The 14,362-nt window shown below is 59.0% G+C and carries 16 protein-coding genes; 5 read left to right on the top strand and 11 right to left on the bottom strand.

All coding sequences use genetic code 11. From position 1 onward, the window contains the following. Window positions 1-42 precede the first annotated feature (42 nt). Window positions 43-588 carry a cysteine hydrolase family protein gene (locus BZK31_RS04990; RefSeq protein ID WP_083181691.1) on the bottom strand — a complete coding sequence of 182 codons (546 nt, stop codon included), beginning with the start codon at window positions 586-588 and terminating at the stop codon, window positions 43-45. 142 nt (window positions 589-730) lie between these two features. On the opposite strand from BZK31_RS04990, the gene BZK31_RS04995 reads away from it, so the two are divergent. From BZK31_RS04995 to BZK31_RS05010, 4 genes are all read left to right on the top strand, one after another. Further along, entirely contained in the window at window positions 731-1,741 is a 1,011-nt protein-coding gene (locus BZK31_RS04995) for a GlxA family transcriptional regulator (RefSeq protein ID WP_083181692.1), read from the top strand. A 141-nt stretch (window positions 1,742-1,882) separates the two neighbouring features. After that, window positions 1,883-2,854 carry a helix-turn-helix domain-containing protein gene (locus tag BZK31_RS05000; RefSeq protein WP_083181693.1) on the top strand — a complete coding sequence of 324 codons (972 nt, stop codon included), beginning with the start codon at window positions 1,883-1,885 and terminating at the stop codon, window positions 2,852-2,854. 69 nt (window positions 2,855-2,923) lie between these two features. Then, on the top strand, window positions 2,924-3,856 hold the full coding sequence (locus tag BZK31_RS05005) for a SphA family protein (protein ID WP_083181694.1): 933 nt from the start codon (window positions 2,924-2,926) through the stop codon (window positions 3,854-3,856). Between the two features lie 62 nt (window positions 3,857-3,918). Then, window positions 3,919-5,370, top strand: a complete 1,452-nt coding sequence (locus BZK31_RS05010) for an amidase (protein WP_083181695.1) — start codon at window positions 3,919-3,921, stop codon at window positions 5,368-5,370. Here BZK31_RS05010 and BZK31_RS05015 read toward each other — a convergent pair. The 3 genes from BZK31_RS05015 to BZK31_RS05025 all read right to left on the bottom strand — a co-directional run bounded on the left by BZK31_RS05015 (window position 5,351) and on the right by BZK31_RS05025 (window position 7,728). Next, complete coding sequence (locus BZK31_RS05015) at window positions 5,351-6,247, bottom strand: arginase family protein (protein ID WP_083181696.1); 897 nt, start codon at window positions 6,245-6,247, stop codon at window positions 5,351-5,353. The genes BZK31_RS05010 and BZK31_RS05015 overlap by 20 nt on opposite strands. Before the next feature lie 118 nt (window positions 6,248-6,365). Next, the gene (locus tag BZK31_RS05020) at window positions 6,366-7,292 is read right to left on the bottom strand and encodes a helix-turn-helix domain-containing protein (protein WP_083181774.1); all 927 of its coding nucleotides are present in this window, start codon (window positions 7,290-7,292) and stop codon (window positions 6,366-6,368) included. Between the two features lie 88 nt (window positions 7,293-7,380). Beyond that, a complete protein-coding gene (locus BZK31_RS05025; protein ID WP_083181697.1) occupies window positions 7,381-7,728 on the bottom strand; it encodes a hypothetical protein in 348 nt (115 codons plus the stop codon). Between the two features lie 407 nt (window positions 7,729-8,135). Here BZK31_RS05025 and BZK31_RS05030 point away from each other — a divergent pair, with 407 nt between their 5' ends. Then, window positions 8,136-8,336, top strand: a complete 201-nt coding sequence (locus tag BZK31_RS05030; protein ID WP_083181698.1) for a DUF2934 domain-containing protein — start codon at window positions 8,136-8,138, stop codon at window positions 8,334-8,336. On the opposite strand, the gene BZK31_RS05035 is transcribed toward BZK31_RS05030, so the two are convergent. From BZK31_RS05035 to cyoA, 7 genes are all read right to left on the bottom strand, one after another. After that, window positions 8,333-8,560, bottom strand: coding sequence for a hypothetical protein (locus tag BZK31_RS05035; protein WP_083181699.1), 228 nt, complete (start codon window positions 8,558-8,560; stop codon window positions 8,333-8,335). The genes BZK31_RS05030 and BZK31_RS05035 overlap by 4 nt on opposite strands. Before the next feature lie 102 nt (window positions 8,561-8,662). Beyond that, entirely contained in the window at window positions 8,663-9,292 is a 630-nt protein-coding gene (locus BZK31_RS29985; protein WP_244182633.1) for a response regulator, read from the bottom strand. After that, window positions 9,289-10,017: a GAF domain-containing protein gene (locus tag BZK31_RS29990; RefSeq protein ID WP_244182634.1), complete on the bottom strand. Its 729-nt coding sequence runs from the start codon at window positions 10,015-10,017 to the stop codon at window positions 9,289-9,291. The genes BZK31_RS29985 and BZK31_RS29990 overlap by 4 nt, the downstream gene beginning before the upstream one ends. A gap of 105 nt (window positions 10,018-10,122) precedes the next feature. Beyond that, a complete protein-coding gene (gene cyoD / locus BZK31_RS05045) occupies window positions 10,123-10,461 on the bottom strand; it encodes a cytochrome o ubiquinol oxidase subunit IV (RefSeq protein WP_083181700.1) in 339 nt (112 codons plus the stop codon). A gap of 1 nt (window position 10,462) precedes the next feature. Beyond that, a complete protein-coding gene (gene cyoC, locus BZK31_RS05050; protein WP_083181701.1) occupies window positions 10,463-11,077 on the bottom strand; it encodes a cytochrome o ubiquinol oxidase subunit III in 615 nt (204 codons plus the stop codon). A gap of 2 nt (window positions 11,078-11,079) precedes the next feature. After that, window positions 11,080-13,053 (bottom strand): cytochrome o ubiquinol oxidase subunit I, encoded by a 1,974-nt coding sequence (gene cyoB, locus BZK31_RS05055; RefSeq protein ID WP_083181702.1) that lies wholly within the window; start codon window positions 13,051-13,053, stop codon window positions 11,080-11,082. Window position 13,054: 1 nt separating this feature from the next. Then, window positions 13,055-13,966: a ubiquinol oxidase subunit II gene (gene cyoA, locus BZK31_RS05060; RefSeq protein ID WP_083181703.1), complete on the bottom strand. Its 912-nt coding sequence runs from the start codon at window positions 13,964-13,966 to the stop codon at window positions 13,055-13,057. Window positions 13,967-14,362: the final 396 nt, after the last annotated feature.

The following is a 14,362-nucleotide window of genomic DNA, read 5'->3' on the forward strand; positions in this document are numbered from 1 at the left end:
GACATGTCCGGGCGCTTCGTCAGGCGGCTTCTTCAGGCGTTGTCAGGCCGAAAGGTAATCGTCTACGGATGTGACCTTGGCGTAGCCAAATTCGAACGCTGCCATCATCGCCGCGTGCACCTGTGCCGCAGGCACGTTCACGCCGTTGTAGCTCAGCTCAAGCGTTGCACAGGCGTCATGCAGCACGGTCACCGGATAACCCATGTCCGCCGCAGCTCGCACGACCGCGTCGATGCACATGTGGCTCATCGCACCGATCACCACGACTTCCTGAACACCGAACCTGTCCAGCTGTTGTTTGAGGTCGGTGTCCCGAAACGCATTGATGTGCCTTTTGACCACGACAGGCTCATCGCCTGCCGGTGCCACGGCGGGTTGAATTTCAGCGCCGCTGGAACCCCTCGCAAAGATGCCGGCCGCCTCATCATCGGACTCGTGGCGTATGTGGAATACCGCAATACCGGCGCTGCGAGCGTCAGCGATTACCCGGACGGCATTGGCGACCGCCGTCTCGATGCCGGTCAGTGGCAGTTTGCCTGTGGGCAGGTATTCGTTTTGCAGGTCGACGACGACAAGGCCTCGTTTCATGAGCATTCTCCAATCAGGTGATCGACGATGGGTTGATTCATCCGCTGAGTCAGTGTTGATGAATGCCGTACGGTCCAACAGTGGCCTGAATGACATAATTCGATAGAATCGGGCCAACGCAAGTTGAACCGGAGACTGAGCCATGGCTCGCATACGTGTTGCCGTCCTGGCCTTCGAGGGCGTAAGCCTGTTTCACCTGTCGGTGCCCGGCATCGTGCTTGGTGCGGTTGAAGCAGCACCGGGTGAGCCTCAGTACGAAATCGACTACTGCGCGGAGGCGCCGGGCATGGTGAGCAGCGACCAGGGTATCGGTATCGAGGTCAGGCATGGGCTGGAGTTGATGGCCGCGTGCGACGTCATCATCATTCCGGCCTGGGGCGACGATGTTGTTACCGCTTCTGCACTGCTCGTGCAGGCCCTGCAACGGGCCCATGCACAAGACAAACTGCTTGTCGGGTTGTGCCTGGGGGCGTTCGTGCTCGGTGATGCCGGTCTGCTGGACGACAAGGAAGCAACCACGCATTGGGTCGCCCGCGAGCTGTTCGCACAGCGTTTTCCCAAAGCGCGTTTTCGGCCCGATGTGCTGTACGTCAGCGCGGGCACCATCATGACGTCCGCCGGAACCATGGCGGCCATCGACTGCTGCCTGCACCTGGTGCGTGAACGTCATGGCGCGGACGCGGCCAATCGCACTGCCAGACTGCTGGTGACACCGCCGCACCGGCAAGGCGGGCAGGCGCAGTATGTCGAACAGCCGATCCCGCATCTGGTCAGCGAAACGCATTTGTCGGACGTGCTTATCTGGGCGCGAGGCAACCTGTCAGGCCAACTGTCAGTGGATGTTCTTGCGCAGAGGGCAAAGATGAGCAGGCGAACCTTTACCCGCCGTTTCAAGGAAGCGACCGGAAGCACCGTGTCCAGTTGGTTGAACGCCGAGCGGGTTTCCAGAGCGCAACAGCTGTTGGAAACCACCGATCTGTCCATCGAATGTATCGCCGGTGAAGCCGGGTTTGGAACGGCCTTGTCCTTGCGGCAACAGTTCAGCGCGCAACTGGCGACATCGCCTTCGGACTACCGGCGAATGTTCAGCAGGGCACAACGTGCACGCGCAACGGGCAGAAACGCTGGCAGCCCACAGGTGCCGCAAGGGTAAAAAAGCGAGTTGCGAAGTGACCCGCATTTCACGCAATCCCACTATCCGTTTTCGGCACAATCAAGTGCATGACCGTGTCGCCGGAATGGAAATTGCCTGAACCTCACCGTCTCACCTTGAAATGCATTAAAGGCAAGGCCGATGAATAACAATAATGTCGGAACACAAGCAGCCCCTCACCTGCAGCGTTTTCACACCTGCGACATCGATGAGCATGGTCGTAATCTGGGCGGCTGGCAGGTGCGTTACGACCAATTGACGCCCGGTGGCTTCGAAGGCGAGTTGACGGAATTTCGCTCGGACTGGCTGCAACTGGTTCGCGACCGCTCTAATCAGGCGCTGACCAAGAGTGGCGCAGCCTGGAAGGGGGCCATCGTTGTCGCGCTGCCGTTGAGTGCCAACGGTCCGGCTTTCTGCGCCGGACATACGCTAGAGGCGCCCAGCATTATTGTCGCGCACGGCGAGCATCTTCCTGAACTGAGTACGCCGATGCAGTTGGATGCGGTGGGAATCGCGATCGAGGAGGGTGCGTTGGCTCATGCGCTGGAGTGCCAGGGCAGTCGTTTCAAGATTACCGATCTTCCCAAGTGTTACCGTCTGGCTGACCTGACGGTCAAGACGCGCTTCGCGGCGCTGTTCGACACGTTGCTCAATGGTGAGCAGGCATGTGTGGAGAAGCTTGAACACGATTCGATCCGACGTGGTATCCGGGATGCGGTGATGTTGCAGGTGCTGGAGCTGGTGTCGCCGGATCAGGCACCGCCGCTTAATCCTACTGCCCGTAAAAGAGTGGTGGACCGGGCGCGTGAGTATGCCTTGGCGCATCTGGATGAGCCGTTGTCGATTCTGGACCTGTGCAACCAGATCGGCACCAGCCGCCGCAAACTTCAATACTGTTTTCAGGAAACGCTGGGCATCAATCCTGTGGCGTACCTGAGGACCCTGCGCCTCAATGCTGTCAGGCGCGAGCTGCGCGAAAGCGACCGGATTGAGCAGGTTCAGGCAGTTGCAGCGCGTTGGGGATTCTGGCACCTGAGCCGGTTTTCCAGTGACTACCGCACACTGTTCGGCGAGACGCCATCGCAGACCTTGCAACGCTCGCATGTTTGCTGAAATCGGATAACGGCCTACGGACGCGACTCACTAGCATGGGCCCACCACCTTCGTGGTCAGGGACATGCGATGAGCCACAACAATAATTTCAATATCAGACGCTTCACCTTCTTGACGCTGGGCCTGATGGGACTGGGCTTCTCGGTTCACGCGACGGAAAACGGAGCGCCAACCACGTCCTTCGGGGTCTACGACTTCGGTGCGGGCATACTGCCTCCTTCGACCCCGGTGGGCACAGTGGGCATGCGGACGGCGTTCTACTCGGCCAACGTGCAGAAAGACCGCCAGGGGCGGTCGCTGGGCAACAACTTTTCCCTGGATGTTCTGTCCATCGGCGTTGCGTACTTTCGCATGACCGATTACCGGATGCTGGGTGCGCGTTTCGGCTACAGCGTGGCGGTCCCTTTCTTTCAGATGGACGCATCGTTTCGGGTCCAGACCCCGGGCGGTCCTCTGGACCTCAAGGCGGATCCATTTCGCATGGCCGATATTTCGGTATCGCCGCTGATTTTGCAGTGGGATCTTTCTCCGAATCTGTTCGTCAATGCGCGCTTGCAGGTTCAGGCGCCGACCGGAGACTACGACAAGAATCGTTTGATTTCGCCGGGGGTGAACCATTGGACGTTCTCACCCACGGTTAACGCAACCTACATCACCGACACCGGTTTCGAGGTGTCCAGCAGTTTCCAGACGGACTTCAATACCCGCAATCGCGCCACCGATTACACAAGCGGCGTCGAATATCGTCACGAGTTTGCCCTCGGTCAGCATGCAGGTCCTTTTACCCTGGGACTGGGCGGGTATTACTACCGGCAATTATCCGATGATGACGCGCCTGGGCTGGAAGCTGGCAATCGCGCCCGGGTGATCGCCGTGGGGCCCGCAATCAGCTACTTCTCGCCCGGTACGCCTGCAGCGTGGTTTCACCTTTATAAAGAATTCGGCGCGCGCAACCGATCCGAGGGTTATACCGTGGCACTGCGGGTCGGCCACAGTTTTTAAAGCGATTGCCGTGACTGGCGATCTCCCTTTCCAGCTGAATCCAAATCATCAGGGACTTTCACATGAGAGATATTCAGACATTGTTGAACGACGAGGACGCGACCGGCCTGGCCGAGTGGGTCAGGCGTGGAGAGGTTCAGCCGATCGACCTGCTGGAGGCAGTGATCTTGCGCATTGAGCAGGTCGAACCGCAGCTCAATGCCGTCGCCGAGCGTCTGTATGACGCGGCCCGCAGTACGGCGCTGAATCTGAAAAAGGGTGAGGGTGTTTTCGCGGGTGTACCGACACTCGTCAAGGACCTGTTTTCACCCCTCAACGGTGCGGTGATGAGCAACGGCTCGCTGTCGATGGGCGAGTTTCGCGCCAACTTCGATGCCGAAGGTGTCAGCCGCCTCAGGCGTGCGGGATGCGTGTTGGTCGGGACCAGCACGGCGCCGGAATTCGGCACCTCGTACTCCACCGAATCCACTCGCTTCGGCGCAACCCGCAACCCCTGGAATCTCGACCATAGCGCAGGTGGTTCAAGCGGCGGGGCTGCGGCTATGGTGGCGGCGCGGGTGGTGCCTTTTGCCCATGGCAACGACGGCGGTGGTTCGTTGCGAGTGCCTGCGTCCTGCTGCGGCGTGTTCGGCTTCAAGCCCAGTCGCGGCCTGATGCCATCAGGACCGATGGTGGGCGAAGGCTGGGCCGGGCTGAGCACCTCGCATGCCCTCACGCTGTCGGTGCGTGACAGCGCGGGGTTGCTGGATGCCACGGCGGGCATGGACCTTGGCGCGCCTTATGCGTCACCCGTTCAGGCTATCCCTTACGGCAATGCGGTGCGTCATGATCCCAAGTCGCTGCGCGTCGCATTGATCGAACAATCGGGCACCTGGCCAACCTCAGTCGAGAGTCTTGCAGCGGTCCGCGATGCGGCGCAGTTGTGCGAGTCCTTGGGTCACCGGGTTGAACCGGTGAGCCTGCCCGTGATGCTGCCCGAGTTCCTGGACCATGTCTTCACCATCATCGGTGCCAATACGCGCAACCATGTCGATCTGCTGGGGCGCATGCGCGGTTTTGATGTGCAGGAGGCCGAACTGGAAGCGCGCACGCGCATCATTCTGCGTGAAAAAGGTGACGTCAGCGGCGCGCAATACGCCGCCGCCGTCGAGTGGATTCACGCGCTGGGAAGACGACTGGCGGTGTTCATGCAGGATTACGACGTGATTCTCTCGCCGGTGCTGACACGCGAACCGGCACGCATTGGTGAGCTTGTCGTACCGGATACCCGTTTGAGTTTCGAGGAAATGATCGAGCGTTCTCATCGCTACTCGCCCTTTGCGGCGCTGTTCAATGCCAGCGGTCAACCGGCGATGTCGGTGCCGCTGTTCTGGAGCGCAGCGGGCTTGCCCATGGGGGCGCATTTTGCCGGACGATTTGGCGAGGAAAGCACGCTGCTGGCGCTGGCCGGACAACTGGAGCGCGCCCGACCGTGGCGCGCGCGAGTGCCGTTGATCAATGCGTGCGGTCGATAGCGGGCTGACTTAGCAGGGGCAGCTTCGCCAGCATGTCTTTGAGCGCCAGAGTGTCCCACGGTAAATGTTCGGCGATGCCGAGTCCGACCACATCGACCTCGCGGGACACATCGGCCAGCAGGCGCACGACCTGTTCTATGGTCATCTTGCCCTGCGCGACACCGTCGAAAGTGTCGGCTGCGATGCCCGGTTTGGCGAATAACAGCGAGCGGAACAGTGTCGGGTCCAGTACGTCCAGATCGAAGTGAACTGCCAAGTGCCTTGCGCCGGTCTCCCTTAGCCAGTGCAACACCGGCTCGCTGCCATGCGCCAGTTCATCGGCACTAGCGCTGCGCAGCCCGAGCCGTTTGATGAACGCGGTCTCCACATCCTGAGTTTCCTGAAGGCCGGCGTACATCACGTTGGCCGGTTTGATCGGACGTTTCACCGCGCTGACGAAGTCGGCATCGCCTTCTCCCAGCAGATTACCCATCACCATCGCGTGGGCGTGCTGAAAGTCGTCGGGGGTCAGCACATCGGGATGGGCATCGATCCACAGCACCGCCAGGTCCCCGTCGTAATGCTCGTTCAGGTAGGCAAAGGGTGCCAGGTCAACCAGGCAGTCGCCGCCCAGTATCACCAAACGATCCGGCTGGTGACGGTCGATCAATTGTCTGGCCTGCTCAAGCTGTGTGAGCAAGGCGTTGCGGGCAATGATCCCGTTTTCAAGTGGCAGGGCGCGCGCGTCGGGCCCTGCCACAGGCACGTGTTCGACCGGCCCGTCCGTTTGCGGTGCCAGCCAGGCCAGCAATTGGGCACCGAAGTGATACGGCGCGTTATTGCCGCCTTGCCATTGAGGGAAAATCAGGCGAAGGGTTTTGGCTTGTGGGGCAGTCATGCTGTGTCCTTCTGCGGGTTGAGTGAGGCGCAGGCGCTTTCATCCCGTAGATACTGGGCTTTACTTCAGCATCAGGCTTTGCCTGGACGGTCAGTCGTTGTGCCGATCGCGTCAATGATCACTGTTTCAACAATTGCTGGGGCGTTACGCCGTAGGCGTTTTTGAACGCGCGGCTGAAGTGCGAGAGGTTGCTGAAGCCGACGCTCAGCGCGGCATCGCTGACGTGCCGGAACCGCCCCCGCAACAGGGCGTCATGACAGGCCGACAGACGTTGTTGCCATAGCCAGCGAATGGCTGTCGTACCTTCTCGGGCAAACAGTCGGTTCACGGTGCGCGGCGAAACATGGATGGCCTGAGCGATGCTGTCAAGGTCGAGCCCGGTGTCCGGCAGGTTAGCCTGTATGAATTGCTTGATACGCCGAAGCTGGCGCTCCTGATGAGAGAGCGGTGCCTTGCCTATACTGGAAAACGCTGACTCGAACGCCGTGCAAAGGACGTCCAGAAACGATGCATTGAGTTGAGCCGCCAGGTTGCCCGGCAATGCCTGACTGCTGCACATCTCCGTCAGCAGCGTTGCCGCCAGCCTGCCGAGCGGCGACTGGCTGGTCAGGGTGCGCGACAGCACGCGCTCAGCCTCGGGCATGTGCCGCAGTAATAAGGTCCGTGGCACGGTGAGCACGATCTGGTCATCCCCTTTCGGGTAACTGCAGGCATAGGGGCGGGCACTGTCATAGAGAACGACATCGCCCTGCGCCTGGCGTGATTCTCGACCGCTCTGAGTGACGATGGCCTGTGGACAGAACGACAGAGAGATCAGAAAATGATCGCTTTGGGTGTCCCGTGGCGAACGCTTGTACGCAAGCGGTGTTGACGCGATGTGGGTAAAGGCTACCTCACCGAGGATCCTGGCGTTCAACCGGCCGGTGAAAGGCGCGTCATTCAGCGGTCGACTGGCGACCAGGCCGTAGGTGGCGCTGACAACTTCCTGCCAATAGTCGAAACGTTCCTCGGGCCGCAAATGCTCGGCCGGGTAGTGCGTGACCATGGGTGCCTCGCCAGTGAAGGTCATGTCGATCGGGTGATCATGGCCTCAAGCGTACCAGACATCCGCTTAACGACTGTCGGAAGCGGTTTCAACACTCTGATTTGGAGTGAAACTCTTGCGAGGCATTCTGGCGCCAGTTGGCGGGGTCTCGCAGATAATGCGACAGCATCCAGTGAATGGCCACCGCCTGTTCGTCCTCAGAGTTTTCCGGAATATCGTACCCCAGCAGCCTCAGGCCTTGCGCAATGGACATGCAACTGAAGTTCGCTCTGCCCAAGATATAGCGCAAGTCGTCATCGAGCGGCAGATGAGTGGGGCTGATGATCAAGTCGCGAAGCTCCTGGACGGCCGCCGACTGATCCGGGCAGGGCAGCTTATCGATCTTTGCCAGTCGCTCCAGCAGAGCAAACGGCACGATTTCACATCTGTTGTTCATGGTAACTCCGGGTCGCACTGTTCGATCTTCTCCTTGATCGGCATCATTGTTCTTGTTTGCCAGCGGGCAGGAATCCTTGCTTACAGGCACAACGGTAATGCGGTGATCGTAGGCGGTTCATTAATATAAAAGTATTAGGTGGCCTTATGATATTGCGGGTGCACCTTTTTATATGGCTGCCGTAAAAACTACAAGTTCGTTTAATCGGAAGTTGAAGGGTACGAGCGGTGTTCTGACGAGATGCAGTATTACCGTCGGTGGTCGGGGACTGTCGAGAACGGGGATGGCCGGGGTATGGAGCCGTCAGCCTCCTGTCGTAACGGCACAACTTCTGTGGACGTGCCGGGTCAGCTTGAAGAGGCCCGGCACGGGCCTGGAATGTCTGTCTGACAGGAGGGATATTGAAAATGGTAGACGAAGACGAAATCCGTAAAAAAGCCTACGAACTGTGGGAGGCCGATGGGCGTGAGGGCGGCGGAAGTCTGTTGCCTGCCGAGTACTGGCATCAGGCCCGTGAGCAACTGGAAGCGCAGCATAAGTCGCCCAGCGTCGACATGCTCGACGCAACCGAGGGCATCGAGCCGGACGCTGCGATGCCTGAGCACTAGCGAACGCGTCTTTGCTTCTGGACGATGACGGCCTGAGCGGGACCGTTCAATAGTGTCGCGGGCTTCTTGAAGAGCCTCTCGGTGAGGATGGTCACGCTCTTTTTCACGCCGTTCTGGACGTAATGAAACTCGAAACGGGCAGGGATGTTCATGGCTGTTTCTCTTGTTGTGTCGATCTGGGCACTCATGGGATGCCCAGGCTTGTCGCTCAGTTCAATCGACATGGACGAGTGACCCGTCCTTTGGCGGAGCAGCGGTTTTCACGAGGCAGTATTTTCCACGGTGCTCCCGTGTTGATCCGTAAGCGGCGGGACTGATGAGCGTGCTTAACCACGCGTGTTCGCGGGGCAGTGGTTTTTGCCCAGGATGCATTTAACCGTCTGGGAAAACTCGGCGAGGCTGAAGGGTTTGGACAGCACTTTACCCAGCAACTGCCCTTCGGTGATGCCTTCTGCCTCGGCGTATCCGGTGATGAACAGCACTTTCAGATCCGGACGCGTCGACGTCAGTTGCTGTGCCAGGGCAATGCCGTTCATGGGGCCGGGCAGACCGATATCCGTGATCAGCAGATCGAAGGTGTCGAGCTTTTTGACCTGCTCAAGCGCCGACAGGCAATCCGCCGCTTCATGAACTTCATAGCCTTGCTCGATGAGCAGTTCAGCGGCAATTTCACGCACGCCGGTCTCGTCATCGACAATCAGGATCACTTCTCCCTGGCCGGCCTTTTCAGGTATGGCCGCCTCGTGCAAGTCAGCGCGTTTCTCGATGCGTCGCTGGTATTGCGAAAAGTACATATTGACCGTGGTGCCTTGGCCTATGGCGCTCTGAATACGCACCTGCCCGCCAGACTGTCGGGTGAAGCCATAAATCATCGACAGCCCCAGGCCTGTGCCCTGGCCAAGCTTTTTGGTGGTGAAAAACGGATCGAACGCCCGGCGCAGCACTTCCTCGTTCATTCGCTCCGGGGTTTGCGTAGCCTTGCCTGAACATCGAACGGTTGCAGTGTTGCGACCGACTGCTGCCAGTGCTGGATGATCATGGGCATGTCGTCAGGGTGTGCGGCCTGGCGCCAACCCTGGCCAGGTGTCTGTTCACGCAGCAGACCGGAAAAGTCCGACCAGCGATGGTCCAGTGAGGTGATGGTGCCGTCGACATCCGCAGTCCATGGAATCTGCGGATTCAATTGCACGGCAATGCGATATTGCCGTTCGCTTTCACGCAGTCGCGCTTCGGTGGCCTTGAGCGCGTCGGTGATTCTGAACCGCTCGAAGCAGCCGGCAATCAGGTTGGCATAGCTGCGCAGAAAATCGACATCGCTGTCACTGAAGGCCCGTGATACGCGGCTGTCGACCTGAAAGATACCGATCGGACGCTGGTCGTACGGCGCGTAGACAATGACATTGACGAACGCCTTGACCTGGTTGTCGGTCTGGAAAGGGTGCAGGCGGAATCGATTGTCTTGCAGTGCATCGGTCGAGATGACCGGCTGGTTGGTGCTCAGCGAATACCACTCGGGGCCGCCTTTTTCTAGCGGCACTTTCAGCTCTCCGACAATACCCGGCGTCCAGCCGACGCCGTTGCGAACCCAGAACTCGCGTTGCTCGGGTGTGATCTGGACGAACTTGGCCAGATGGGTACCCGGCGCTTCGCCGACCTTGGCACATGCAGAATCGATAATCACGTCCAGGTCCGGGCTGATCAATGCCAATTCACCGAACTCAGCCAGCACCCGGCGCTGACGTAGCAGCCCCCTGTTCCCGTTCGAACCTGTTCATGGTCGGGCGTGTCAGTGAGCGAGCATATTGTGGTGAATGCTGAACATGATCCACAGCGTCAGGCCGACCAGCAGCACGATGATGACTGCCGAGAAGATCAGGGCTCTCAGGTTCCAGCGCTGCTCGATGGCGGTATCCAGATGCAGAAAGAATTTCAGGTGCACGACGACCTGAATCATGCCTGTCAGGACCACCAGCCACACCGTCGTCATACGTGGCAGCGCAGGGTACATGGCCAGCGAAAATGGAATCAGCGTCAGCACCACCGAGAGAATGAAACCGACCAGGTAGGAGCGGTTGCTGCCAAGGCTGGTGCCGGCAGTGCTGCGAACGGGGCTTTGGGTGTACATGTCAGAGCACTCCAAGGATATAGACGACGGTGAACACGCAGATCCAGACCACGTCCAGGAAATGCCAGAACAGACTCAGGCAACTGAGGCGTGTGGCGTTAGTGGTCGTCAGCCCGCGAAAGTAGACCTGGCCGATCAGCACCGCCATCCACACCAGCCCTGTCAGCACGTGAGCGCCGTGGGTGCCGACCAGGGTGAAAAAGGCCGTGAGAAATGCGCTACGGTCAGGGCCGTGACCTTGGTGGATCAGGTGATGGAATTCGTTGATCTCCATCGCGATGAACCCCAGTCCCAACAGGAACGTCAGCCCCAGCCAGCGCAGAACACCGGAGGTGTCATCCCGGTTCATCGCGAGCATGGCGTAGCCGTATGTGATGCTGCTGAACAACAGCAGCATGGTCTCGGTGAGCACATACGGCAGTTCAAAAATATCGACCGTGGACGGCCCGCCTGCGACGCTGTCACGCAGGACTGCATAGCCTGCGAACAGCGTCGCGAACAGGATGCAGTCGGTCATCAGGTAGATCCAGAACCCGAAAACGGTCAGCGATCCCGAATCTTCGTGTCCCTGCTCGTGGCTGTGGGCAATGTCTTTTTCGATCACGATGTTCGACATGATCAGGCTTCCTCCAGCTCTTTCAGGCGTGCCTGTTCGATCTCGGCCACCTCGTGTGCGGGAATGAAGTAATCAATGTCATCGTCGTTACTGCGTACGATCAGCGTGACCACCGATGCCAATAGCCCGAACGCCGCCAGCCACCAGATATGCCAGATCAGCGCGAAGCTGCAGATCAGTGCGAAGACGCTGATGATCAGACCGGCGGAGGTGTTGCGCGGCATATGGATGGCCCGGTAATCGGTATGGCTAAGCGTGCTGACACCGCGCTCTTTCATGCCCCAGTAGGCATCCAGGTCATCGACCCTGGGCTGCTCGGCGAAGTTATAGACCGGAGGCGGGGAGGCGGTTGCCCATTCCAGGGTCCGGGCGTCCCATGGATCGCCGGTGGTGTCGCGGGTCTTGTGGCGATTGCGGATGCTGACGAACAACTGCAGCAACTGCCCGGCCACGCCGCACAGAATGATCGCCACGCCGATCAGTTCGAGCATCAGCCAGGGTGCCCATTCCGGATTGTTGAAATGGTTGAGGCGTCGTGTCATGCCCATGAAGCCCAAGACGTAGGACGGCATGAAGGCGAAATAGAAACCGACGATCCAGCACCAGAAAGAGATGCGTCCAAGCCGATCGTTGAGCTTGAACCCGAACGCTTTGGGGAACCAGTAGGTGAGCCCGGCCATGTAACCGAATACCGCGCCACCGATGATCACATTATGGAAGTGGGCGACCAGAAACAGGCTGTTGTGCAACAGAAAGTCGGCACCAGGCACCGACAGCAGCACGCCGGTCATGCCACCGATGCTGAAGGTCACGATGAAGCCGAGGGTCCAGAGCATTGGCGTTTCGAAGCGCACGCGGCCGTGATACATCGTAAACAGCCAGGTGAATATCTTCACCCCCGTCGGCACGGCAATGATCATGGTCATGATGCCAAAGAAGGCGTTGACGTTAGCGCCTGCGCCCATGGTGAAAAAATGATGCAGCCAGACGATGAACGACAGCACGGTGATCACGATGGTGGCCCAGACCAGCGACTTGTAACCGAACAGGCGTTTGCTGCTGAAGGTGGCGGCGATTTCCGAAAAGATGCCGAACGCGGGCAGGATCAGGATGTACACCTCCGGATGCCCCCACGCCCAGATCAGGTTCACATACATCATCGGGTTGCCGCCGGCTTCACTGGTGAAAAAGTGCATGCCCAGGTAGCGGTCCAGGGTGAGCATGAACAGCGTTGCGGTGAGGATCGGAAAGGCGGCGAGAATCAGGATCGAGGTGCACAGCGAGGTCCAGGTGAACACTGGCATCTTGAACAGTGTCATGCCCTGGGTGCGCATCTTGAGAATGGTCACGAAGAAATTCACCCCGGTCAGCAACGTCCCGATGCCGGACACTTGCAGTGACCAGATGTAATAGTCGACCCCGACGCCCGGGCTGTAGCCCAGTTCGGAGAGCGGCGGGTACGCCACCCAGCCAGTGCGCGCGAACTCGCCGACGCCCAGCGATATGTTCACCAGAGCCGCGCCCACTACGAACAGCCAGAAGCTCAGCGCGTTGAGAAACGGGTAGGCCACATCACGTGCGCCGATCTGTAACGGCACCACGATGTTCATCAGGCCGACCATGAACGGCATCGCCATAAAGAAAATCATGATCACGCCGTGGGCGGTGAATATCTGGTCGTAGTGCTCCGGCGGCAGATAGCCGGGACCGCCGTCGGCTGCCATGGCCTGCTGGGTGCGCATCATGATGGCGTCGGAGAAGCCGCGCAGCAGCATTACCAGTGCGACGATGATGTACATGCAGCCGATCTTCTTGTGATCCACCGATGTGAACCACTCGCGCCACAGATAACCCCATTGGCCTTTCCAGGTGATCGAGCCGACCATGCCGATGGCGATCAGAGCGACGACCCCCAGCGTGTACATGATGATGGGTTCATGCAGCGGGATGGCATCCCAGGACAGTTTTCCGAACATCTCAGCGCTCCTTCGTCAGCGTATTCCGGTCATCGGCGTCTTCGGCAGCCACGGGCTCCGGTGAGGTCCGTCCGGCCCTGTTCATGCCCTCGTACTTGTCGACGATGGTCTTGAACAACTGCCGGTCCACCGTGGAGTAGTAGGTGATGTCGTAGCCGTGGGTCGGTATGGCCAATGTCTTGTAGGACGATTGATCGAGGGTTCGGGAAATGCTCCTGACCTTGTCCACCCAGGCTTCGAAGTCGGCGGGTGTCGTGGCGAGGGTGCTGAAATGCATATCGGAAAAGCCCGGGCCGCTGTAGTTGGCGGAAAAGCCCCGGTACTGACCCGGTTCGTTGGCGATCAGATGCAGTTTGGTCTGCATGCCGGCCATGGCATAGATCTGCCCGCCCAGTGCGGGAATGAAGAACGAATTCATGGCCGCGTCCGAGGTGACCGTGAAGCTGACCGGCGTGTGCACTGGCATGGCCAGCTCATTCACCGTGGCGATGCCCAGATCCGGGTAGATGAACAGCCACTTCCAGTCCATGGCGACGACCTGGACATTGAGCGGCGGGTTATCGGATTCGATCGGGCGATAGGGGTCGAGCGTGTGCGTCGTAACCCAGGTCACCCAGCCAAGAATGATAATGATGATCAGCGGAACGCCCCAGACCACGGCCTCGATTTTGTGCGAGCTGGCCCATCGCGGCGAGTATCTGGCTTTCTTGTTGGTCGCCCGGTACCGATAGGCAAACAGAAAGGTCATGACAATCACGGGAATGACCACGATGAGCATCAAGGCCGTCGACAGAATAATGAGGTTGCGCTGCTCGAGGGCTATCTGGCCTCTGGGGTTGAACACTACCCAGTTGCAACCGGACAGCGTCAGGGCGACGAACAGCGCCAGCAGACAAGACTTGATCGTTCGCATTGACGCTCTACCTCACGCTAGGGTTGAACGGGGAGTGCAACACGTTTTGGTTGTCTGAATGTTGTAAAGCCTGACAGTGAGGCAGGCACGCTTTTTAAGTGTTACTCGCAGAGGCTGTTTCGTTATTGTAACGGTTAAAAGCAAAAGTCATGGGCTGTCAGGAATGCCCGTTTTCGGGTTCTATTGAATCGCCACCATATTCCCAATAGTCACCCCCGGGTGACTGTTTTTGTCCTTCAGGGCGTTTTTCTTTATACGTATCATTGCCCGCGTCGTCCGAAGTTCGCTCATATACATGGCCTGTCTTGTCGGCAGGGGTGTAGTGGGCGTGGGACTTTTTCCTGGTTGGGTCAACCGTCGACATTTTGCACCTCTTCTCGGCAGGTTAGATGCACC

The organism is Pseudomonas floridensis, assembly GCF_002087235.1.
GTDB classification, from domain to species: Bacteria; Pseudomonadota; Gammaproteobacteria; order Pseudomonadales; family Pseudomonadaceae; genus Aquipseudomonas; species Aquipseudomonas floridensis.